Source organism: Muricauda sp. SCSIO 65647, assembly GCF_021534965.1.
Taxonomy (GTDB): domain Bacteria; phylum Bacteroidota; class Bacteroidia; order Flavobacteriales; family Flavobacteriaceae; genus Flagellimonas_A.
The window spans coordinates 2557994-2581263 of record NZ_CP091037.1 but is presented as its reverse complement, the minus strand read 5'-3'; the positions used below and the strand labels follow the sequence as shown (position 1 = coordinate 2581263).

26 protein-coding genes are annotated in these 23270 nt (G+C 42.7%); 6 read left to right on the top strand and 20 right to left on the bottom strand.

What is annotated here, in order from left to right; genetic code table 11:
- Nucleotide 1: 1 nt before the first annotated feature.
- From rpsQ to rpsL, 14 genes are all read right to left on the bottom strand, one after another.
- A complete protein-coding gene (gene rpsQ, locus L0P89_RS11410; RefSeq protein ID WP_235265225.1) occupies nucleotides 2–274 on the bottom strand; it encodes a 30S ribosomal protein S17 in 273 nt (90 codons plus the stop codon).
- A 13-nt stretch (nucleotides 275–287) separates the two neighbouring features.
- A complete protein-coding gene (gene rpmC / locus L0P89_RS11405; RefSeq protein ID WP_235265224.1) occupies nucleotides 288–479 on the bottom strand; it encodes a 50S ribosomal protein L29 in 192 nt (63 codons plus the stop codon).
- A gap of 20 nt (nucleotides 480–499) precedes the next feature.
- Nucleotides 500–919: a 50S ribosomal protein L16 gene (rplP, locus tag L0P89_RS11400; protein ID WP_235265223.1), complete on the bottom strand. Its 420-nt coding sequence runs from the start codon at nucleotides 917–919 to the stop codon at nucleotides 500–502.
- 23 nt (nucleotides 920–942) lie between these two features.
- Nucleotides 943–1659 (bottom strand): 30S ribosomal protein S3, encoded by a 717-nt coding sequence (gene rpsC / locus L0P89_RS11395; RefSeq protein ID WP_235265222.1) that lies wholly within the window; start codon nucleotides 1657–1659, stop codon nucleotides 943–945.
- A gap of 8 nt (nucleotides 1660–1667) precedes the next feature.
- Entirely contained in the window at nucleotides 1668–2075 is a 408-nt protein-coding gene (gene rplV / locus L0P89_RS11390) for a 50S ribosomal protein L22 (protein ID WP_235265221.1), read from the bottom strand.
- A gap of 3 nt (nucleotides 2076–2078) precedes the next feature.
- Nucleotides 2079–2357, bottom strand: coding sequence for a 30S ribosomal protein S19 (gene rpsS, locus L0P89_RS11385; protein WP_235265220.1), 279 nt, complete (start codon nucleotides 2355–2357; stop codon nucleotides 2079–2081).
- A gap of 11 nt (nucleotides 2358–2368) precedes the next feature.
- Nucleotides 2369–3193, bottom strand: coding sequence for a 50S ribosomal protein L2 (rplB, locus tag L0P89_RS11380; RefSeq protein WP_235265219.1), 825 nt, complete (start codon nucleotides 3191–3193; stop codon nucleotides 2369–2371).
- A 9-nt stretch (nucleotides 3194–3202) separates the two neighbouring features.
- Nucleotides 3203–3493 (bottom strand): 50S ribosomal protein L23, encoded by a 291-nt coding sequence (rplW, locus tag L0P89_RS11375; RefSeq protein ID WP_235265218.1) that lies wholly within the window; start codon nucleotides 3491–3493, stop codon nucleotides 3203–3205.
- A gap of 7 nt (nucleotides 3494–3500) precedes the next feature.
- Nucleotides 3501–4130 (bottom strand): 50S ribosomal protein L4, encoded by a 630-nt coding sequence (gene rplD / locus L0P89_RS11370; RefSeq protein ID WP_235265217.1) that lies wholly within the window; start codon nucleotides 4128–4130, stop codon nucleotides 3501–3503.
- The gene (gene rplC, locus L0P89_RS11365) at nucleotides 4130–4753 is read right to left on the bottom strand and encodes a 50S ribosomal protein L3 (protein WP_235265216.1); all 624 of its coding nucleotides are present in this window, start codon (nucleotides 4751–4753) and stop codon (nucleotides 4130–4132) included. Before rplC ends, rplD begins: the two co-directional genes overlap by 1 nt.
- A gap of 163 nt (nucleotides 4754–4916) precedes the next feature.
- Nucleotides 4917–5222, bottom strand: coding sequence for a 30S ribosomal protein S10 (gene rpsJ, locus L0P89_RS11360; RefSeq protein ID WP_007094989.1), 306 nt, complete (start codon nucleotides 5220–5222; stop codon nucleotides 4917–4919).
- Nucleotides 5223–5232: 10 nt separating this feature from the next.
- Complete coding sequence (fusA, locus tag L0P89_RS11355; RefSeq protein WP_235265215.1) at nucleotides 5233–7362, bottom strand: elongation factor G; 2130 nt, start codon at nucleotides 7360–7362, stop codon at nucleotides 5233–5235.
- Nucleotides 7363–7370: 8 nt separating this feature from the next.
- On the bottom strand, nucleotides 7371–7847 hold the full coding sequence (gene rpsG, locus L0P89_RS11350) for a 30S ribosomal protein S7 (protein ID WP_235265214.1): 477 nt from the start codon (nucleotides 7845–7847) through the stop codon (nucleotides 7371–7373).
- A gap of 19 nt (nucleotides 7848–7866) precedes the next feature.
- Complete coding sequence (gene rpsL, locus L0P89_RS11345) at nucleotides 7867–8241, bottom strand: 30S ribosomal protein S12 (protein ID WP_045801201.1); 375 nt, start codon at nucleotides 8239–8241, stop codon at nucleotides 7867–7869.
- Nucleotides 8242–8666: 425 nt separating this feature from the next.
- On the opposite strand from rpsL, the gene L0P89_RS11340 reads away from it, so the two are divergent.
- The 5 genes from L0P89_RS11340 (at nucleotide 8667) to rlmB (ending at nucleotide 16214) form a co-directional block, all read left to right on the top strand.
- Complete coding sequence (locus tag L0P89_RS11340) at nucleotides 8667–11909, top strand: SusC/RagA family TonB-linked outer membrane protein (protein ID WP_235265213.1); 3243 nt, start codon at nucleotides 8667–8669, stop codon at nucleotides 11907–11909.
- Between the two features lie 10 nt (nucleotides 11910–11919).
- Nucleotides 11920–13593 carry a SusD/RagB family nutrient-binding outer membrane lipoprotein gene (locus L0P89_RS11335; protein WP_235265212.1) on the top strand — a complete coding sequence of 558 codons (1674 nt, stop codon included), beginning with the start codon at nucleotides 11920–11922 and terminating at the stop codon, nucleotides 13591–13593.
- Nucleotides 13594–13608: 15 nt separating this feature from the next.
- Nucleotides 13609–14556 carry a hypothetical protein gene (locus L0P89_RS11330; RefSeq protein WP_235265211.1) on the top strand — a complete coding sequence of 316 codons (948 nt, stop codon included), beginning with the start codon at nucleotides 13609–13611 and terminating at the stop codon, nucleotides 14554–14556.
- A 101-nt stretch (nucleotides 14557–14657) separates the two neighbouring features.
- Nucleotides 14658–15407, top strand: coding sequence for a hypothetical protein (locus L0P89_RS11325; protein WP_235265210.1), 750 nt, complete (start codon nucleotides 14658–14660; stop codon nucleotides 15405–15407).
- A 69-nt stretch (nucleotides 15408–15476) separates the two neighbouring features.
- On the top strand, nucleotides 15477–16214 hold the full coding sequence (gene rlmB, locus L0P89_RS11320; RefSeq protein ID WP_235265209.1) for a 23S rRNA (guanosine(2251)-2'-O)-methyltransferase RlmB: 738 nt from the start codon (nucleotides 15477–15479) through the stop codon (nucleotides 16212–16214).
- Here the strand turns inward: rlmB and L0P89_RS11315 are convergent.
- Nucleotides 16211–16933 carry a rhomboid family intramembrane serine protease gene (locus L0P89_RS11315; protein ID WP_235265208.1) on the bottom strand — a complete coding sequence of 241 codons (723 nt, stop codon included), beginning with the start codon at nucleotides 16931–16933 and terminating at the stop codon, nucleotides 16211–16213. The genes rlmB and L0P89_RS11315 overlap by 4 nt on opposite strands.
- A gap of 76 nt (nucleotides 16934–17009) precedes the next feature.
- On the opposite strand from L0P89_RS11315, the gene L0P89_RS11310 reads away from it, so the two are divergent.
- Nucleotides 17010–18287: a replication-associated recombination protein A gene (locus L0P89_RS11310; RefSeq protein WP_235268030.1), complete on the top strand. Its 1278-nt coding sequence runs from the start codon at nucleotides 17010–17012 to the stop codon at nucleotides 18285–18287.
- Here L0P89_RS11310 and L0P89_RS11305 read toward each other — a convergent pair.
- From L0P89_RS11305 to L0P89_RS11285, 5 genes are read right to left on the bottom strand one after another with little or no spacing between them, the layout of a single operon-like run.
- The gene (locus L0P89_RS11305) at nucleotides 18284–19144 is read right to left on the bottom strand and encodes a hypothetical protein (RefSeq protein WP_235265207.1); all 861 of its coding nucleotides are present in this window, start codon (nucleotides 19142–19144) and stop codon (nucleotides 18284–18286) included. The two genes, L0P89_RS11310 and L0P89_RS11305, sit on opposite strands and share 4 nt — an antisense overlap.
- A gap of 13 nt (nucleotides 19145–19157) precedes the next feature.
- Nucleotides 19158–20612: a DUF5723 family protein gene (locus L0P89_RS11300; protein WP_235265206.1), complete on the bottom strand. Its 1455-nt coding sequence runs from the start codon at nucleotides 20610–20612 to the stop codon at nucleotides 19158–19160.
- Nucleotides 20609–21157, bottom strand: coding sequence for a hypothetical protein (locus L0P89_RS11295; protein WP_235265205.1), 549 nt, complete (start codon nucleotides 21155–21157; stop codon nucleotides 20609–20611). Before L0P89_RS11295 ends, L0P89_RS11300 begins: the two co-directional genes overlap by 4 nt.
- Before the next feature lie 56 nt (nucleotides 21158–21213).
- A complete protein-coding gene (locus tag L0P89_RS11290) occupies nucleotides 21214–21903 on the bottom strand; it encodes a YjjG family noncanonical pyrimidine nucleotidase (protein WP_235265204.1) in 690 nt (229 codons plus the stop codon).
- Entirely contained in the window at nucleotides 21896–23209 is a 1314-nt protein-coding gene (locus L0P89_RS11285) for a polysaccharide deacetylase family protein (RefSeq protein ID WP_313790927.1), read from the bottom strand. The genes L0P89_RS11290 and L0P89_RS11285 overlap by 8 nt, the downstream gene beginning before the upstream one ends.
- Nucleotides 23210–23270 lie beyond the last annotated feature (61 nt).

Here is a 23270-nt window from a genome sequence, read left to right as displayed (position 1 = left end):
ATTATTTAGCTCTTTCAAGTATTTCGACCAACCTCCAGCATTTAGTCTTGCTCAAGGGGCGGGTCTCCATAATTTTCACGGTATCGCCTTCGTTGCAATCGTTCTTTTCGTCGTGGGCAACGTACTTTTTCGTCTTCAAGACGAACTTTCCGTACATGGGGTGCTTGACCCGCTTCACCTCAGAAACCACAATGGATTTCTCCATCTTGTTACTGGTGACCACGCCAATTCTTTCTTTTCTTAAATTTCTATTCTTATTTTCTCTTACTTCCATAAGGCAGAAACCGTTATTGTAATTCCCTTTTTGTTAATTCAGTCGCCAACCTCGCCACCGTTCTCCTCGTTTTTCTGACCTGCAGCGGATTTTCCAATGGAGTCACGGCATGTGCCATCTTCAAATCTGCATATTCTTTCCTCAATTCAGCCAATTTCTGCTGAAGTTCTTCCACCGATAATTCTTTTATTTCAGCTTGTTTCATAATTGTTATCAGTTTATGGACTACCCTGCGTAATCTCTGGCTACTATGAATTTTGTTTTAACTGGCAGTTTTTGTGCCGCAAGACGAAGCGCCTCTTTGGCAACATCCAAGGGCACACCGGCCACTTCGAACATTATTCTTCCGGGTTTTACGACTGCCACGAAATATTCGGGAGCACCTTTACCCTTACCCATACGTACTTCCAAAGGTTTTTTGGTGATGGGCTTGTCTGGAAAAATCTTTATCCACAATTGCCCCTGCCTCTTCATATAACGCGTTGCAGCGATACGGGCAGCTTCTATCTGACGTGAGGTGATGAAATGTGAATCAAGTGATTTGATACCGAACATTCCGTTCGAAAGCTGGTGCCCTCGCTGTGAAATGCCTTTCATCCTACCCTTTTGGGCCTTACGAAATTTTGTTCTTTTCGGCTGTAACATCTTACCTAATTATTCTTTACAAATTACTTTCTACGACGTTGCCTCTTGGCGCCATCTTGTTTGCCTCCCTTGCCTTGTCCTTTTGACAATCCAACCAAAGGCGAAAGTTCCCTTTTGCCATATACCTCGCCTTTCATGATCCACACCTTGATGCCCAGACGGCCATAAGTGGTATGGGCCTCTGCCAGGGCATAGTCAATATCGGCCCTGAAAGTAGATAATGGGATCCTTCCTTCCTTATATGACTCTGAACGCGCCATCTCGGCACCGTTCAATCGACCAGAAATCTGAATTTTGATCCCTTCAGCATTCATTCTCATGGCCGCTGCGATAGCCATTTTAATGGCCCTACGGTATGAGATTCGGCTCTCGATCTGCCTTGCTACACTGGCAGCCACCAAATTGGCATCAAGCTCAGGTCTTTTTATTTCGTGAATGTTGATCTGAACCTCCTTATTGGTGATCTTCTTCAACTCTTCCTTCAATTTGTCAACTTCTTGACCGCCTTTACCGATAATGATACCGGGTCGTGCCGTGGTAATGGTAATGGTGATCAACTTTAGGGTTCTTTCAATGATTACCCTAGAAACACTGGCCTTGGCCAAACGGGCGTGTATATACTTTCTGATCTTGTCGTCTTCAGCCAGCTTATCGCCATAATCGTTGCCGCCGTACCAGTTTGATTCCCATCCTCTGATGATTCCCAAGCGATTTCCTATCGGATTGGTTTTTTGTCCCATATTATGCTCTAGCTTTCTACATTATTTTTAGAACCCAAAACCAAGGTCACATGGTTTGAGCGTTTTCGTATTCTGTGGGCCCTACCTTGTGGGGCAGGTCGCAATCTTTTCAGCATCGTACCACCATCAACGCGGATTTCTTCAATAAAAAGGTCGGCATCTTCGATGTTGGCATCTTCGTTCTTCGCTTCCCAATTGGCTATGGCCGAAAGCAACAGTTTTTCCAACCTTCTTGATGCTTCTTTTTGATTGAACCGCAAAATGGCCAGTGCCATCTCAATTTGCTTGCCCCTAATCAAATCAGCCACCAAGCGCATTTTTCGAGGTGATGTTGGGCAATTGTTCAATTTGGCAAACGCCATATTTTTTTTCTCTGCCTTTAATCGTTCAGCCATCTGTCTTTTTCGAACTCCCATAGCTTACTTTTTTCCTTTGTTTTTGGCACCGGCATGACCCCTAAAAGATCGAGTCGGTGAAAATTCGCCCAATTTGTGTCCTACCATGTTCTCAGTGACATATACGGGCACAAATTGCCTACCGTTGTGCACTGCTATGGTCTGACCTACAAAGTCTGGTGTTATCATCGAAGCCCTAGACCAGGTCTTGATTACGGTTTTCTTGCCCGAATCAATGTTCTGTTGGACTTTCTTCTCTAGACTGTGGTGAACGTATGGTCCTTTTTTTAATGAACGTGCCATCTACTTTCGTTTTATTTCTTTCTACGTTCTATGATATATCTGTTACTGTCTTTGGTTCTAGAACGGGTTCTGTAGCCCTTGGCCGGAATGCCGTTCTTAGATCTTGGGTGACCGCCCGAGGCCCTACCTTCACCACCACCCATTGGGTGATCGACAGGGTTCATGGCCACAGGTCTTGTTCTAGGCCGCCTGCCCAACCATCTACTTCTACCCGCTTTACCCGATACCAACAGCTGGTGATCTGAGTTTGAAACGGCACCGATGGTCGCCATACATGTGGCCAATACCATTCGGGTCTCCCCTGAAGGCAATTTGATGGTCACAAACTTGCCGTCTTTGGCCATCAACTGTGCAAAAGTACCTGCGCTTCTTGCCATTACGGCTCCTTGGCCAGGTCGCAGTTCAATACAAGAAATAATGGTTCCCAAGGGAATCCCACCCAATGGCATGGCATTACCGATCTCTGGTGCTGCCTTCTCACCTGCAACAACCTTTTGACCTACCTGTAGGCCATTTTGGGCAATGATATACCTTTTTTCACCATCCTTATATTGCAACAGGGCGATGAATGCCGTTCTGTTTGGATCGTACTGTATCGATTTCACCTCAGCCTCGACACCTTGCTTGTCACGCTTGAAATCAATGATACGGTACCTTCTTTTATGACCGCCACCCCTATGGCGCATGGTCATTTTTCCTTGACTGTTTCTACCTCCTGTCTTTTTTAACGGAGCGAGCAAGCTCTTCTCCGGCTTATCAGCAGTAATCGCGTCAAATCCGTTTACTACTCTAAAACGCTGACCAGGAGTAATGGGTTTTAATTTTCTAACTGACATTACCCTAACTTATATATTACTGTAAAAATCAATGATATCTCCCTCTGCAACATCGACAATCGCCTTTTTCAAGGCATTTGTCTTACCTTGCTGGATACCAGTTTTTGTATATCTGGTTCTTCTGTTCGGGCCATAGTTCATGGTTCTTACTTTTTCAACAGAAACACCATAGGTCGCCTCAACCGCCTCTTTGATCTGCAACTTGTTGGCGCTGGGATCTACGTAGAAACCATAGCGATTGAAAAGCTCGCTGTCCGCCGTCATTTTTTCGGTAATGATAGGTCTTATCAACACACTCATTTTGTTTCTATTTACTTAGGTTCGACTGAATTTCTTCTACAGCACTTTCAACAAGCACAAGACTTTTTGCATTTAAAATCTTGTAAGTACTTAATTCTGAGTTTGTTATAACTTCAGAACGCTTCAAATTACGCGACGACAAATATACGTTATTATTCATGCCTCCCAACACGATCAAAGACTTTTTGTCTTCAAGGCCCAATGATTTTAGAATTTGTACAAAATCTTTGGTCTTTGGCGTATCGATATTGAAATCTTCAACAACCATCAATTCTTTCTCGCGGGATTTAAGGCTCAAGGCTGATCTTCGAGCCAAACGCTTAACGTTCTTGTTCAATTTTTGGCCATACGATTTTGGTCTGGGGCCAAAAACCCGACCTCCACCTTTGAAGATTGGAGATTTGATACTACCTGCCCTAGCGGTGCCTGTACCTTTTTGCTTCTTTATCTTGCGAGTACTTCCGGCAATCTCTGCACGCTCTTTCGCCTTGTGAGTACCCTGTCTTTGATGGGCCAAGTACTGTTTCACATCCAAATAGATGGCATGCTCATTCGGCTCTATGGCAAAAACATCGTCAGAAAGTTCAACTTTTCTTCCGGTTTCTTTTCCCTTGATATCTAATACTGCTACCTTCATTATTGCCACCTTTGAATAGTTACGTAAGCATTTTTATGGCCGGGCACACATCCTTTGACAACCAGAATGTTTTTTTCGGGCACTATCTTCAAAACCCTCAAATTCTGAACGGTTACTCTTTCATTGCCCATTCTGCCTGCCATGCGCATACCCTTAAAAACTCTGGACGGGTCTGAACCGGCACCAATTGATCCCGGTGCACGCAAACGGTTGTGTTGACCATGGGTTGCCTGACCAACACCGCCAAAGCCATGTCTTTTGACAACTCCTTGAAAGCCTTTTCCCTTTGATGTGCCAACCACATCAACAAATTCACCTTCGACAAAAAGGTCAACACCCAAGGTGTCCCCTAATTTGTATTCTCCTTCAAATCCTTGGAATTCCACGACCTTTTTCTTAGGCGATGTACCTGCTTTCTTAAAGTGGCCGACCTCGGCCTTGCTGGTACGTTTTTCTGCCTTGTCATCGAAACCAAGTTGAAGGGCCATGTACCCGTCAACCTCTTCGGTTCTGACTTGGGTAACCACACACGGGCCAGCTTCTATGACGGTACACGGAATGTTCTTTCCGTTTTCGTCAAAAATGCTGGTCATGCCGATTTTTCTTCCTATTAACCCAGACATATTGTTTTATTGTGTTATTGATTATTCTCGTTTACCTTGTACCAATCACTTGGCAAAAAAATAGGGTCAAGAAAATCCTCTGACCCAGATTTTTTTCTTTCTCCCGTTTTTCCTTCGCTCGCAGCTCCGGACATGTCTTGCCTTTTTCAAAAGGCGTGCAAATTTACACTTTTATTTCAACTTCTACACCACTTGGAAGCTCTAATTTCATCAGAGCGTCAATAGTTTTTGAAGAAGAACTGTAAATATCCAGTAATCGTTTGTACGAACTTAACTGAAATTGCTCCCTCGATTTCTTGTTCACATGGGGCGAACGCAAAACCGTGAATATCTTTTTGTGCGTTGGCAATGGAATAGGACCCGTTACCACTGCACCAGTTGTCTTTACCGTTTTTACGATTTTTTCAGCAGACTTGTCCACTAAATTGTGATCGTATGATTTCAATTTTATTCTAATCTTTTGACTCATCTTCTGAAAATTAAACCGTTGTCACTCCTTTGGCCGTCTTGATCACTTCTTCGGCAATGTTCGATGGCGTTTCAGCATAATGTGAAAATTCCATTGTCGATGTCGCTCTACCGGAAGACAATGTTCTGAGTGCGGTCACATAACCGAACATTTCAGAAAGTGGCACCTCGGCCTTGATTACTTTTGAGCCTGCACGGTCGTCCATATTGTTCACTTGCCCCCTTCTACGGTTCAAGTCACCCACAATGTCGCCCATGTTTTCTTCAGGGGTCAATACTTCCAACTTCATGATTGGCTCCATTAGTACTGCACGGGCAGCCTTGGCGGCTTCTTTATAACCCAATTTGGCAGCCAGTTCAAATGACAAGGAGTCAGAATCGACAGCGTGGAAAGAACCATCTTTCAAGGTCACTTTCATACTGTCCATCTCAAAACCTGCCAATGGGCCATTCTTCATGGCCTCCTTGAACCCTTTTTCAACTGATGGAATATATTCTTTAGGAATGTTACCCCCTTTGATCTCATTGACAAATTCCAATCCGGTGACTTCTTCTGCAGCCGGCTCCATGGTGAATACGATATCGGCAAACTTACCACGACCACCAGTCTGCTTTTTGTAAACCTCTCTGTGATCTGCTGTAGCGGTAATCGCTTCTTTGTATTCGACCTGTGGCTGACCCTGGTTTACCTCTACCTTAAATTCACGCCTCAAACGATCGACGATAATATCTAGGTGAAGCTCGCCCATCCCTGAAATAATGGTCTGGCCAGAAGCCTCATCGGTCTTTACTTGAAATGTTGGGTCTTCTTCTGCCAGTTTGGCCAAAGCCATACCCAATTTATCAACATCTGCCTTGGTTTTGGGCTCTACCGCAATACCGATTACAGGATCGGGGAATATCATACTCTCCAACACGATCGGATTCTTTTCATCTGAAAGTGTATCGCCTGTCTTGATATCTTTAAAACCGACCGCGGCACCAATATCACCGGCAGAAATCGACGCTATAGCATTCTGCTTGTTCGAGTGCATCTGGTAGATCCTGGAAATACGTTCTTTGTTACCGGTTCTATTGTTCAATATGTAAGAGCCCGCATCCAATTTACCCGAATAAGCCCTAAAGAATGCCAATCGACCTACAAAGGGATCTGTGGCAATTTTGAATGCCAAAGCTGAAAATGGCTCTTTGGGATCAGGTTTTCTTGAAATTTCTTCTCCAGTTCTCGGGTTTTCACCGACAATGGCATCTTTATCCAAAGGAGATGGCAGATATCTGCAAACGGCATCCAATAAGAATTGGACTCCTTTGTTTTTAAAGGCAGAACCACAAATCATGGGTATGATACTCATATCCATGACAGCTGCACGCAGCGCTGCATGTATTTCTTCTTCAGTAATGGAGTTCTCATCTTCGAAGAACTTCTCCAAAAGGTTTTCATCATACTCGGCAACCGCCTCGATCAAGGCTGCACGGCATTCTTTGACCTCGGCCTCCATTTCAGCCGGAATATCGATAATATCGAAAGTAGAGCCAAAGTCGTTTTCATGCCATACGATCGCCCTATTCTTCACCAGGTCTACGATACCTTTGAAATCGGCTTCCTCACCAATGGGCAATACGATGGGCACCGCATTTGACTTCAACATGTCTTTTACCTGCTGACAAACGCCCAGGAAGTTCGAACCTTGTCGGTCCATCTTGTTGACAAAGCCCATACGGGGCACCTTGTAATTGTCGGCCAAACGCCAGTTGGTCTCAGACTGTGGCTCAACACCATCAACAGCACTGAACAAGAATACCAATCCGTCCAAGACACGCAACGAACGGTTTACCTCAACGGTAAAGTCAACGTGACCGGGAGTATCGATGATATTGAAGTGGTATGGCTTGGTATTGTCTGTAATCTGGCCATTTTTTGTAGGGAAATTCCAGGTACAAGTGGTCGCGGCAGAGGTAATGGTAATTCCTCTTTCTTGCTCTTGCTCCATCCAATCCATAGTGGCCGCACCGTCGTGTACCTCCCCGATCTTGTGGCTGACACCAGTGTAAAAGAGAATACGCTCGGTGGTAGTGGTTTTACCAGCATCAATGTGTGCCGCAATACCTATATTTCTTGTATAACTTAAATCTCTTGCCATTTCAGTTCTTAAAATCTAAAGTGTGAAAATGCTTTATTGGCCTCTGCCATCTTGTGGGTATCTACCCTTTTCTTCACGGCAGCTCCCTCTTCTTTAGCCGCAGCCAAAATTTCAGCGGCCAATTTCTGGGCCATTGATTTTTCATTGCGCTTACGGGCAAAATTGATGAGCCACTTCATGGCTGTAGAAATCTTTCGGTCTGGTCGAATCTGCATGGGAATTTGAAATGTGGCGCCACCAACACGTCTGCTTCGCACCTCTACGTGCGGCATTACGTTCGATAACGCATCTTTCCAAATTTCAAGTCCGGTCTTTTCCTCATCGTTCTTTTTCTCTTCAACAATGGCTATGGCATCGTAAAAGATTTTGAAAGCCAATGATTTTTTACCATCCCACATCATCATATTGACGAATCTCGTGACCAACTGGTCATTGAATTTTGGGTCTGGCAATAACGGTCTTTTCTTAGCCTGTCTTTTTCTCATTTCTTTTTAATAAATTCAATTACTTCTTGGGCTGTTTTGCGCCGTATTTAGACCTACGCTGTGTTCTACCGGCGACACCTGCGGTATCGAGTGCTCCACGAACGATATGGTATCTAACACCTGGCAAATCTTTCACCCTTCCGCCCCTTACCAATACTATCGAGTGCTCTTGCAAATTGTGCCCCTCACCTGGTATGTAGGCATTGACCTCCTTACCATTCGTCAACCTGACCCTGGCCACTTTTCTCATGGCAGAGTTCGGTTTTTTTGGCGTAGTGGTATATACACGGGTACATACCCCTCTTCGCTGGGGGCAAGAATCCAAAGCAGCCGATTTACTCTTCTTGGTAATCGTGGCCCTTCCTTTTCTTACTAATTGTGAAATTGTTGGCATTAAATTCTCTTGTTAAAATAAAAAACCCTCATTTTGAGGGCTGCAAATGTAGTGATATTTAAGAATAATTCAAATAGTGAAAAAATAATTTTCGCTGACCCTAGATTTTTAATAACAAAATAATAACGTATACCTTAATTATATATACGCTGATATTATATGGCTCTTTAAATTCCACACAAAACAATCTCTCTTCAGTGGACAAATAGCAATATTTCGAACAGGAGTGCTTCTAAATAAAGATTTGCCATGATTTTAAGAAAATCACAAAAAATAAGCCTTTTATTTTAATAATCGCATTATGAAATTCACAATTCAAAAGCCTTACAAATCTCTACCCCAACTGTGAAATTTTATTAAAATTAGTTTGGATTATTAACATGAAATTATGATTTTAGCGGCTAGCTAATTCAAATAATTTTAAAATGAGAACAAAACTTAATGGATTGTTAACGCTGCTATTGGCGTTCTTTGTGCATATTTCCTTTGCACAAGACAAGACGATTACAGGTACGGTGACCGACCAAAATGGACTGCCACTGCCTGGTGTGAATATCGTTGTTGAGGGAACGTCAACTGGTACGCAAACAGATTTTGACGGAAATTATGCAGTTTCCGCAAGTGTGGGCCAAACGTTATTGTTTACCTACATTGGTCAAAGAGATGAGAGACGCACCGTTGGCCCAAATGACGTGATCAACGTGCAAATGTCGGAAGATGCACAGGCACTTGAAGAAGTAGTCGTGACCGCCCAGGGTATCAGAAAAGAGAAAAAAGCCTTGGGATATGCAGTTGCAACAGTTGGTAATGAGCAGATTGAGGAAAGAGCTGATACCGATATCGGTAAAATTCTGAGAGGTAAGGCTGCCGGGGTAAGGATTACCGGTAGTGGTGGTGTCTCAGGTTCGGGCTCAAACATCATCATCAGGGGTGCTTCTTCGATTACCGGTGGCAACCAACCGCTTTTTGTGGTAGATGGTGTACCCTTCGACGGTTCTTCAGGTAGTGCCAACGCTTCCAATATCAACGGTTCCGGTAACTTCCAATCAGGTAACACCGCTAGCCGTTTCGCAGATATTGATCCCAACAATATAGAAAGCGTGAACATTCTTAAGGGCCTCAGTGCAACCGCCCTATATGGTGGTGAAGGTAGAAACGGGGTAATTTTGATTACTACCAAAACCGGTTCCAATGCACGAAAGAAATTTGAGGTAAGCGCCAATCAGTCAATATTCTTCAACGATATTGTACTTCCTGAATATCAGGACACATGGGGCAATGGTTTCCAAAATGTATATGGTGCCTTCTTCAGTAACTGGGGATCCCGTTTTGATAGCCAAGCCACCATACCAAATGCTTTCAGGACCATGTTGCTAAACAATTATGGGGTTGAACCATCAAGTCTATTTCCCGGCTTTTCCGATGACCCCAATGTTGAGTACAGACCATATGATAGCCAAGAGGCGTTTTTCAATACTGGAATCATCTCGAACACATCCATAAATGTTTCAGGTGCCTTGGGAGATAAGGGTTTTATGAATGCCTCATTTAGCCATACCAACGATCAAGGCTTTATTCCAGGCAACAGTTTAAGAAGAAATAATATTTCACTTGGAGGTTCTTACAAATTTGACAACAAAATTACCGTAACTGGTAAACTGAACTATGCAAGAACCGATATTCAATCTCCGTTCACAGATGCTTCGACCGGTAGTGATGTTACCATTTCTACAGCAGGTACTGGTGGTATCGCCTCTGTTTGGAATATTCTTTACTTACCGAGAAGTGTCAATATCGATGACCCTTTCCAGCATCCGATCACAGGTGAAAGCCTTTGGTATCGTGGAGGTAACGACCGGATGAATCCAAGATGGGCACTCGAAAACACGCAAGACGCCAATGAGACCGATCGTATCTTCGGTAATTTCAACGTCGGATACGACATCAATGATTGGATGAACCTTCGATACAGAGTAGGTATAGATAACCAAAATGTCAGAAACAGAAGACAGATCAATAAAGGTGGTAGAGATGGTATTCACCCAAATGGATACCTACAAATCTCTACTGAACGCTTTACCATCTGGGACCACTCTCTTTTACTTGGCATAGACAAACAACTTTCTGAAAAGACAAGTCTTGAGGCCACCATAGGTGCCACTACCCAAAGAAGGGTCTTTCAAAGAGATGGGGTAGAAGGGCGAGATCAGATTGTTTTTGGAGTTCAGAACTTGAGCAATTATGTAAACAGTAGCGCGATTATCGAGGGAACCCTTTTCCCCGGCAATACTACGGCTTACCAGTCCTTCTCAGAAGAAAACAACATGGCCATGTACGCTTCGGCAACTTTGGGCTATGGAGGATATCTCTATTTGAATGGATCGGTGCGTAATGAGTGGGACTCAACCTTGGAACTCGATAATAGGGCCCAGTTCTCTCCTGGAGTCAGCCTTTCATTTGTGCCAACTTCAGCTTTTAACGGCTTGCAATCAGAGAACTTCCTCAACTTCTTAAAAGTTAGGGTTGGGTACGGAACTTCACCAGGTTTCCCTGGTCCATATAACACCCGTAACATTTTGGCGCTGACACCAAACGCTTTCCAACCTCCAACTGGATCTGGAACCACTACAACAAGTGTATCAAACTTCTTGGCCAATCCAAATTTGAAACCTGAACTTTCCAAGGAAGTGGAAGCGGGTATAGAAGCAAGAATGTTCAACAACAGGTTTGGTTTCGAGGTCACTTATTACAACCGGGACACCGAAGACCAAATCATTCAAAGACCCCTTGCTCCAGAAACAGGGTTTACGAGCACTTTTACAAACGTGGGTAATGTAATCAATAAAGGTATCGAAGCAGTATTCGATGTTACTCCGCTAAGAAGCGAGAACTTTGAGTGGACCCTATCAGGTAACTATACGGTCAACGAAAGTGTTGTTGAAGGGCTTGACGAAGGCGAACAAGTTCTCTACGGAGGTATCTTTTCGGCACCAAGAAACGCGGCCATAAATGATACACCGCTAGGTGTTATAGTAGGCCAGCAGTTCTTAAGGGATGACGATGGCAACATTTTGATCGATGAAAACGGATATTGGCTGCAAGACCCTGAAAATGGCGTTATCGGTGATCCCAATCCTGATTGGTTCATGACGGTGAACAACAGCATACGATGGAAAAACTTCACAATGAATATGCAGTGGGAGTACCAGCAGGGAGGTGACATTTATGCTACAACCGTTGGTGCACTGATCGGTAGAGGTTTGACCGAGAGTACAGATTTTGACCGTACCCAGGGTATCGTACTTCCGGGCATCAGACAAGCTACTGGTCAACCCAATGATATACAATTGACCGCTACCGAGGCCTATTTCAATAACATTGGTTTTGGTTTTGATGAAGCGTTGATCTATGATGCCACCCATATCAGGTTAAGGGAGGCTTCCATCAGCTATGCAGTGCCCTCCAAGTATTTGGATAAAACACCTTTCGGCTCAGTGTCGCTCACTTTGTCTGGCCAAAACTTGTTTGTTAGGTCCTTCAATGTTCCAGAGGATATCAACTATGACCCTGAACTCAACAGTCTTGGGGTAGGCAACTCTTTTGGATTTGACTACCTAACCTCATGGAATTCCAGAAGATATGGAATGAGCGTTAAACTAACTTTTTAAAAAAATGACGATGAAAAAAATAATTAAATATACTTCGCTTGTGCTTGCAATGCTAGTTGCAACCGTCTCATGCGAAACAACGGAGCTTGGCATTTTGAATGATCCGAATGCCAGTACTCCTGAAAGTCTCGATGTTGACTTTACATTGAACAGTATTCAATTCAACTTTTCTGAATTTTTCGAAGAGGCCACTGGTGCAGGTGCCGAAGCGGTAAGGTTAGAGTATATGTTCAATGAATACAACAATAGGTTCCAAAATACCAATGCCAACCTTCAGAACACTTGGCAATTTGCTTATGCCGTTGTTTTGCAAGACATTGAAACCTTGCTTCCTATTGCCACCGAAAGTGAACTATTCGTTCATTCGGGTATCGCCAGAACCATCAAGGCCTATATTTTGATGACATTGGTAGACTATTGGGGCGATGTTCCCCTTTCCGAGGCCTTTGCAGGTGGAGAGGGTAATCTGTTTCCCTCTGTAGATCCAGGTGCTGATGTGTATGCTGTTGCTTTGGCAGAATTGAACGAGGCCATAGCAGATTTCAATAGGAACTCAGTTGGTAGTCCTGCTGCCGATTTGTTTTATGGTGGTGATGTCGATTCTTGGATAACATTGGTGAATACCCTAAAATTCAAGTATTATCTAAATCTACGCTTGACCAATCAAGGTGAGGCCGCTTCACAGATTCAATCATTGATTGATGGCGGCAACCTTATTTTAGACAGCGACAATGATTTTGTCTGGACCGCGGGTACCGCAGATTTGCCCTTGAGCAAGCACCAATATTATTTTAACGAGTACGAACAGGCAAATACGGGAGATTACATCTCAAACTATTTGATGTGGACTATGGCCGTTGAAAAAGGAATCGATGATCCTAGGCTTAGATACTATGTCTATAGGCAAGTAGATGCTTTTCCAACTGATGATGCCACCTTGGACAATGAAATCGATTGCCATGATGATCCAAGGCCAGCTTCATTTGCCCCCATTGATGCAATTTCGGCCTTTCCACTACCTTTCTGTTCATTATTTGGCAGGGGCGATGGCTATTGGGGTCGTGACCATGCTGAAGCAGACGGTATTCCACCTGACAATACAAAGCGTTCTACTTGGGGAGTATATCCTGCAGGTGGTAGGTTCGATGACAACGATGCTGAATCAATATCGGCCGGAGATGGTCTTGATGGTGCCGGTATCTGGCCCATTATGATGGATTCGTTTGTGTACTTCATGAGAGCAGAGGCTGCACTTACTTTGGGTACTTCTGATGATCCCCGTACTATGTTGGAGTCTGGTGTACGGGCTTCCATCGCAAGGGTAACAGGCTTTTTGCCAAATCCAGGAGATTTCACCAATGTGCCCACAGATACCGATGTTGAAGACTATGTATCGACGGTACTGGATCTTTATGATGCCGAGACCACCGATCAGGGAAGAATGGCTGTCATAGGAAAGGAATATTGGATAGCCTTATTTGGAAACGGAATTGAGAGCTTCAACCTATATAGGAGAACCGGAAGCCCTATAAACCTGCAACCAACCTTGCTTGGTTTGGGTAATTTCCCTAGAACGTTCCTATATCCTGCAGTTAGTGTTGACAGGAATCCGAACATGCAACAAAAGTCCAATCTTAGTGTTCAGACTTTTTGGGATAACAATCCTGCCGATTTTGTTCAATAATCTAAAAAAATTAACATGAAAAATAAATCTATAATTAATTTGGTACTGGCAGCTTGTTTTATCTTTTTAGCGGGCTCCTGTGAAGATACCGACAAACTTCCAGTGAAATTTGATGAATTGGAGGTCTCGGGTTTACCATTCATTCAAATCATTTCTTCTGAGGGAGATGCTGCCATTGACCTGTTCAATCCCGCAGGTTCAATTTTTAGTAGAGAGTACCAGGTGGTCTCTCTTGAAGACGGTTCTGATGTACAACGTGTCGAACTTTATGTTTCTTTTACAGAAAATACTGTTCCTGCAGGCACACCGATAGCACCAACCCCTGAAGTGTTGTACCAATCATTTGATTCTGGTGTTTTTGATACTGGGGGCCAATTTCCTACTTTCTCGGTCACCTATAATGGCCAAGAGGTACTTGATCTTTTGGGACTTACCCAGGGCGATCTTGAAGGAACGGATGCTTTCAATTTCAGATGGTCTATTATTGCAGACTCTGGTACGTTTACAGATGTAAGTGCCAACTTTGATAACCAGTCTGCTGATCACACCATTACGGCCAATGTGGTTTGCCTTTTGGATCCAGCCCTTTTCACTGGTGACTACACATTGACAACCACGGCGACTGGAATTTTTGGTACCGTGCTGTTCAGCCAAGGTACTGTCACAATTGAATCAACGGGTTCAACGACTAGGGCATTTACCACCGGAATTTATCCAGATCTTGGAGATTTTGGTACCATGACCTTTAATTTTGAATTGGTTTGTGACCAAGTACTTGTTCCAGGTGATCAGGCCACTGGTGTGGGCTGTGGTGCATCTACAACCTTAGGACCTCCATCTGGTGGTGATAATGGTACTTTTGATTTTACTGATGAATCGACCTTTACCATAAACGTAACGGATGACGAAGCAGGAATTTGTGGCGGACCCTTTACGGTACGTATGACATTTACAAAAGTTTGATTTAGAAGAGTTAATATTTCTTATTTAAAAAACCGCCCAACATGTTGGGCGGTTTTTTATCTGATACTTAATCACTATATTTATCTTAATAAGTCTTTGCTATGAAAGAAATCCAATTTGTTTTGAAACGAGTAATTTCATTGTGTGTTATCTTGGCATCAATAGCCGCTGTTGGGCAAACCCAAGGCAGTGGAATATCTTTAAATGGCCAGATCAATACCTCACAGTACAACACCACTAGATTATCCAATCTCATTTTTGAAAAATTTCTTGATCAAAAAGAGAAAGTAAATCCTATCAAATTTGAAGATATTAAAGGAAGCCCATATGAGCCAAAAGAATTTGTTGTGGGCACTTTTCACTTGAAGGACAAAGAGCCTCTTAATCTCATGATGCGATATAATATGTACGACGATGAAATTGAGGTGAAAGAAAACGATGGTACCATTACCTCTTTTTTGAAAGTAGATGGCACCGAATTTTCAATACAAGATGCCCTTATAAGGCCCTATAGCTATACAGATGAAAATGATCAGTTCAAAAGAGGCAACTTTGTAGTGCTGGCAGATGGTGACACTAAACTTTTATTGAAAAAAAAGGTGGTATTGATTCCGCCGGAAAAAGCACCGACCCCAAACCAAAGAGACCGAGCGGCCAAATTTATCGTCAATAAAGATTATTATGTTCTTAAAGGAACAGAACAACCTGTCTTATTCAACGGAAAGAAAAAGGATTTACTATCACTGTTTCCCGATAGGGCAGAGGAAATTAAGAAGTTTATCAAAGAAGGTAAGCTAAATCTCAAGAAGCAAGAAGATTTGGCCCAAGTATTTGAGCATATCAACTCTTAAGCTAGTAAAATAGATTTTTTTCCTCCCTATCCCTATATCAGGGGTAGGGATTATTTTTGCCGAAATGTAATGAAGTCTGAAAATCAAATATATGGTCTACATGCCATAATTGAGGCAATAAATACTGACAGGCCCATCAACAAAGTCTACCTTCAAAAAAGGCTTCAGGGTGATTTGTTTAAAAAGTTGGAGACCTTGATTCGGAAGAAAGGAGTGGTCTCGTCTTATGTGCCGATTGAAAAACTCAATAAGCTTACAAAAAATAATCATCAGGGAGCTGTCGCGCTTATTTCTCCGATAGCATTCAGCCCTTTTGAGGAAGTAGCGGAACATATACTGAAAACCAAAGACTTGCCCTTTTTTCTCTTGCTGGACAGGCTATCTGACGTTCGCAATTTCGGAGCCATCATCAGAACGGCTGTATGTTGTGGTGTCGATGCCATTGTGGTACCCAAAACTGGTTCGGCCCCTATTAATGACGATACGGTCAAAACCTCTGCAGGCGCTGCTTTTAATATCCCTATTGCGAAGGTTGACCATCTTAAGGATGCAGTTTTTTACCTGCAATCATCTGGAATTGAAATAATCGCTGCAACCGAAAAAACCGAAAATTCAATTTACGATGTTTCGTTCAACAAACCCTGTGCGGTCATCATGGGCTCAGAAGGCAAGGGTATTTCGCCTTCATTGTTAAAATTGGCCGATCATTCTGCAAAACTGCCCATGTTAGGTGATATTGAATCGTTGAATGTTTCCGTAGCCTGTGGCGTATTTCTTTATGAGGTGGTCAGACAGCGAATGGACTAGTCTTTTCCTTTTCTGTAATGGTATTTGATCGAAATGCCCTCATCATCGGCCCCACCCATGTTCTCAATAAAATTTCCTTCTTCATCAAAATGCTTCATAAACTCATCTTCTTCTTCATTGTAATCTTCTCTTTGCCATGTAAATTTTTTCTCTTTCGGAAAGTCAGATTTCAAAACAAGGGCCAAAAAGAGTCCTGCTAGAAAACCTGAAAGATGTCCTTCCCAAGAAATACCATCCTCAATAGGAAAAATGTACCACAACATTCCCCCGTAAATAAACACAACGGCCAATGACAAGGCTATCAAACGATAATGTTTGGCAATCACTCCCTTAAAAAAAATAAAACTGGCCAAAACGTAAATAATGCCACTGGCTCCTATATGGTATGAGGGTCGGCCAATCAACCAGGTAAGGGACCCTGAAAGAAAAAATCCTACCAATAACACTACCATGGCATTTCTCCGATAAAAATAGAACAGGGCGGCCAATAAGAGGATCAAGGGAATGGTATTGTTGTACAAATGCTCGACCGAACCGTGAATGAAAGGACTGAACAAAACGCCCCTGAGACCTTTTATTGTTCTTGGATAAACCCCAAAATCATTAAAGTTGACCCCAAACCGTACCTCAGCCCAAAAAACCGTCCAAATCAGTAATATGGCCAGCATCGGTGCTATGAGTACCGAATTCGAGAAACGAAAATTATATGATTCGCCCATGGTCTACCCTATGCAATTTAACACCCAAAATTATAAAATGGCACAAATTGTCATGCACTTGTCCTATTTTTATGAAATGATCGAACCCCTTGCGGAAAGAATACGGCCCAAAACCCTAGATGGCTTTGTAAGTCAGCAACACCTAGTGGGCAAAAACGGTGCTTTGTACCCCCAAATCAAGAAAGGCATGGTTCCTTCCCTTATTTTTTGGGGACCTCCCGGTACGGGAAAGACCACCTTGGCACAAATCATCGCCAATGAAAGCGGTCGCCCGTTCTATACGCTGAGTGCCATTAGCAGTGGGGTCAAAGATGTTAGAGAAGTTATTGAAAAGGCAAAGCAAAGCGGTGGACTATTCACGGCCAAAAATCCTATTCTTTTTATTGATGAGATACACCGTTTCAGTAAATCACAGCAAGATTCTCTTTTGGGGGCCGTTGAAAAAGGGTGGGTGACCCTAATCGGGGCCACGACCGAAAATCCCAGTTTTGAGGTAATTCCTGCCCTATTGTCACGCTGTCAGGTCTACGTGCTCAACCCCTTTGGAAAAGAAGATCTTGAGGCCCTTTTGGCCCGTGCCATGCAGGAAGATGAAGTGTTGAAATCAAAAAAAATCAATTTAACCCAAACCGAGGCCTTGTTGAGACTTTCAGGGGGCGATGGACGAAAATTGCTGAACATTTTCGAGCTGATCGTCAATTCGGAAGAAGGCAATAAAGTGACCATCACCAATGACTTGGTACAACAAAAAGTTCAGAAAAATACTGTGCTTTATGATAAAACGGGCGAGCAGCACTATGATATCATATCAGCTTTCATCAAATCAGTACGCGGCAGTGACCCCAATGCTGCCGTTTATTGGTTGGCCCGTATGATCGAAGGTGGTGAGGATGTGAAATTCATTGCACGTAGAATGGTCATATTGGCTTCAGAGGATATTGGAAACGCGAATCCGACCGCCCTGGTCCTCGCCAATGCGGCCTTTCAGGCGGTGAACGTAATCGGATATCCGGAAGCACGAATTATTTTAAGTCAATGTGCCACTTATTTGGCCAGCTCACCCAAGAGCAACGCTAGTTATCTAGCCATTGGTAAGGCTCAACAAAAAGTAAGGGAGACCGGTGATTTACCAGTACCCTTGGCCATTAGAAATGCCCCCACAAAACTGATGAAAGATCTAGGCTATGGTAAAGCGTATGCCTATGCCCATGACTTCGACCACAATTTTGTGGATTTGGAGTTTTTGCCCGAAGAAATCTCAGGGGCTACTTTTTATAAACCTGGAAACAATGCTAGAGAGAATGCCTTTCGTGAATTTTTAAAAAAGCGTTGGAAAGATAAGTACGACCTCTAAAACTTAATATTGAGCTCTTTCATCACATCTTTCTTATCATCTTCATATTGCAAGAACCACTTACCTTCTTTTTGAAAAACAATCCCATTTTTATTGTCGCCCACAACCAGATAAACATTGGGTACGGAAGTTTCTTGAAGCTTATATCTTACAGATGGTGTCGTATCGACCAGTTGATAGCCCCTCTCTATTGGCTGGGCATATAAGACTTCAATCTTTGATGCTTCACCGATTATGGTATTTTTTTCTGGTGAAGTAGCTTTCGCCATATCAGATTCTTTTGGTTCTGAAGTCTTGTACGGTTGTTTTTCAGAGACGGTTTTTTGCTCATTAACGGTTGCCGTTTTTTCCACCGCTTGACCTTCATTTTTCAAGCTTTTTACATCATTTTTGAAATTCAGGGTAACCGTTTCTTCCTTTTTTTCTGTTTCTTCTTTTGGAACATAATTGTGGGTTACACCTGCCATTGAAAAAAAAGCTTCGCGAATGGCTTGCTCATAAGAAGCTTTATATTGTTTGACTTTACTTCTCCCTTGGGCCGTTTCAAAAACAGAATTACCTTCACAATCTTCAAAAATCAAAGATGTCTTGGTCAAAAACAAACTGGAATCATCTTGTAATCGAACCCATGCCCCCAAGCACGGATTAGTTTTTAACGCAATAAAATCATCATATACCGCATTAAAACCCTGTTGTGTCAAAAGATGCTTTATCAAGGTGCTTGTACTATATTGATTTTCCTTTTTGAACCCTTCAAATCTTTTGGGCACAACAACATATTTATAATCACTGAATTGTGCATTTCCTATCAAGTTAGCACCCAAAAAAACCATTAATACAACTATGATATTCTTCATATCCAAACGATAATCAATTATCGTTCCAAGATATGATATTAAATCCGAATTGAAAAGATGCGTAATGACTGTCAGCTATATTGCCATAGCCCAGTAAATTGTCGGCCAACACATAAAAATTAACCGGACCGGCCTGTAGATTGAGTCCAAGACCAATATTGGTAAAGGAATATTTGTCAACGGTATAAGTTGTCTTCAGGGCGAGTACGTCGCCAAATCTGCGTTGATAAAATGCGGTCAGGGCCGCTTGCGGTCCCTTGGGGCGGTTGATAACGAACAGGTGTCCACCGACACTGTTCACATAATCAAACCCGTCAGCTCGATCTGTTGTATCATAGCCACAGTAACACGCCTCTGCGGTACTACCCTTTCTTTCCCCAAAATTATGGCGTACCGAAGCGTTCAATTTAATTGGACGTAATGATATGAAGCTGTTTTGGTTTGTCTCAAAAGGCACCAACCGTTCTATCTCATCGACCAGTTCTTGCCAAATATCCGTGGTCGTATCAAAAAGGTCTTCGGGCAATATGATCTCAATGCCCTCATTGCTCACAGCACCGTTTAGGGTATAATTTTCGAGTCCGTTGGTGTGGTAGATAAAGCCTACATCCAATACACTACCGGTTAAAAAGGTGTTTTGGCCCAACTCGTAAGTAAAGCCGAAATCTGCTCCAATGCCCAAATTACCCCCAAAGAAAGAACGCCCCAAAAGCCATTGTTGTATATCGGCACCTGTGGTGTTCGTATCTTCATCAAGTATATCAATCAACTCCTTGACACCAGAGGTCTGTAATTCAAGTTGGGCCACCAAGGTATTCTCTAAAATATTGTTGTCACCTTGGGTAGTTACAAAATAGCCCGAATTTCGTTTTGATTTGAATTCAAAAACACTAGAATAAAGCTTTGCTCTGATACCGAGGTTCAATTTATCGTTCATTTTCCGGTTTACCCCAAAATGAAAGACGTTCACCGCTTCTCCTTGTAAAGTCAAATGACCGAGATCAAACCTCCTATTCAAATTATTGGCATTGCCTTCGAAACCTAAAATGGCCAAATCTTTAGGCCAAAAAATGCTCGAATAGCCCTCACCATACATTCCAAAAGAATAGTAATCACTAGGCCGGTTCGCACTTCTAAAACCACCATAGAACACCTCTATCTGGCCACTGCCACTGAATTCGTCCCGTGGGCCCATACCAAAAACGGCCCGATCCCTGACCTTGGTCGTAAAATCAATGCCATCGTTGGCAAAAAGGTCGTTCACGGTAATACCACTGGTACCGGCTTGAAAACCTATTCCAGATAAAAGGGGAATTCCCGCGTGCCATTTATAAGGTGTCTTCACCCCAGGATTGACCATCAAAGATTGTGGAATCTCATAAAAATCATAGAGCAACTGCTTGTTTTGTGCATAAAGCACACCTATCCCCAGCAAAGAGGTCAAAATCAAGAGTTGCCATCTTTTCATCTCAAACGAAACCTAAATTCTGCACTCGACCTAAGTATGATTTTCGGATCAGGCTGTGATGAAGTACTGCTGTTATCACCTTGGTTTGTGCCCCCTACCCTTATATTGGTGGTATTTCTAAGAATATCAAGACTTCTGCCACCGTCGCCATAGGCAATCTGTCGCTCTAGCAATGGTGCTGGATCTTCTTCGATGGTAAAGGCTTCCGTATCAAGTACATTATTTCCCGCATCAAGAAATTCAACGGTGATATCGATTTCTTTGCTTGTGGTATTCTCGACTTGATAAATGATAATACCATCTAATATTCTTTCGGCAACAAATTCTTCATTAAAGGCCTCAAAAGTGAAGACTTCCGAATAAAAATTGCCACTGCCCGAAAGATTTATGGTCTCTTCGTCTGATTCAAGATAAAAAATACTGGTGGCCAGTGTCGGGGTCACGCTGAGGTCATCAAACTGGTCGAAATTCTGTTCATCAGAACAGGCTATGGACAACAGTATGAGCGATAGCAACAGGCCAACGCCATAAACCATTTTTTTCATTTTACAGTACAGTTTTATAAGTAAACAATCGACCCCCGTTGTACCCTACTATAACTCTACAAAACGGTTTTTATTTCGTTCAAACCGGTAATGATTTTGCAAAAATCATGGTTTGAATCACGGGTGGGGTTAAAATGAAGAGTATGAAAGCCCACTGCTCGGGCTCCCAAAATATCGGCTTCGAGACTATCACCGACCATTAAACTTTTCTCAGCAGTAGTACCTGTTTTTTCTAAGGCCAGTTGAAAAATTTTCGGATTGGGCTTTTTCACCCCTGCCATTTCTGAGTTCACAATAACATCAAAATGATGTATGATACCGGCATTTATGAGCTTTTTGTGCTGTATTTCCTCGAATCCGTTGGTTATGATATGAAGCCGATAATTGGGCATGAGGTATTCAAGAATTTCTTTGGTATCTGGAAATATATGGTTAAACGAAGAAAGATGTAGAATATAGTCTTCAGAAAGTTTATTGATCAATGACCTATTTGTTGGGAATCCTATAGCGTCAAAAGCCTTTTTCAAACGTTGATACCGCAATTCTTCCTTGGTAACCTTTTCTTCTCTATAGAGTTTCCAATAGGCAAAGTTGAGCGGCACATACATTTCCAAAAAAGATTCAAGCGAAACATCTATTCCATTTTTGGTAAATATTCTCTTAAAGGTAAGTGCCGAGTTTTTTTCAAAGTCCCACAGGGTATGGTCAAGGTCAAAAAAAACATCGGTCACCACTCCCCTAAACATAGTATCGCTTTAAGAAATTTTGGTACAGTTCAAGCCACGAGATCTTTTGTTTGCTGCCTAAAAGTTCATTGGAGAAAACGGTGACGAACTGCCCCTTTACCTGTTTGACATGTCTATAAATTGCATCGATTTGTTCAAGTATCTCACCGGTGTTTGCGTGTTTTGTCAGGGCGTAGTCATGTACCGCAAAGGGATGCACCTTAAGAGGCTGTTGCTCCTCTAAATTGATATCATAAAAATAAAAAGGGGTACAGGTGCCGGCACGAAAGCCAACCTCATGGGTATAGCCCATACTAAAATCATCGGTGAACTCGGCCTCCATTAAATTTCGGTAAGTCGTGGGAATGTTGACCTTATTATAGCGTAACCTTGAATATTTTATGGGTCTATTGATCAATTGGGCCATTCTCTTTTTCTCTTTTCTTAAGAGCTCTATTTTGTTGCCGGCATGAAAAGATGTACTCAAGGCCACCACGCTATAATCTGCAATTGCCTTTATCAAGTGCCTAAATTTATTGTTGTTGGGCGAAATGTTCTTGTCGTGGGTCGAATAGTCGGCAAATTGGAAAAAGAACATTGTTTTCCCCTGAAACTTTTTGTGCAGCTCTATCAAAGTCGAAAAATTGTCGAAGGGATCCTTTCGCACACCCAAATGTACCAATAGCCTCTGGACCACCCGTCGCAGCCTAAAATTGCCCAAATCAAACATGAGTGCGCCCAAACTGCGCGCCATGCCCCTGAGGGCAAAACTGTGCGATGTGGTCACATTTATGATCGAGGTATACCGATAGGCCTTTGCCTTTCTCTTGATTTCAGGAAATCTCTGCTCCAAAATCCTAAAAAGCTTTAAAGCCCATAAATCAACCACGGGTAGCTCCAAAAAACCGTTTTGGTACGCAAGGCTTTCCTTGGCAGGATACCTGCCCAATTCATCCTTCACGTGCGGGAGGTATTCTTCATAACGGCTCAACAAGAAGAAACTCGCCGAAAAGATATCATACGGAATGACACTCTTTTCACCCGCCTCAAAAAAACTGGGAAGACCTTCCCAATCACCCATTTGAATACTGAAGTCATTAATGCCCTTTTCGAATAACAGGTCATTGCTCCTGACAAAGAATTCATTTTGAAGGGGCTGTTTGGTATAGGTCATCTTAGCCCCTTTGTGCTTAATGAAGTCTTCGACCGTGGTGGTAAAACCAATCTCAATACCCAAGATCTGTTCGAAGATATGCCCCATGGTGAAACGGAAACGAGGTGTTATTTTATGGGTGTAGATAAGCAGCATATCTTTATGAAATCTCAAAAATACAAATTTGAAGTTCCAAAAAAACGTGATGAAGTTCTTCTGGCTAAAATTTCAGGTT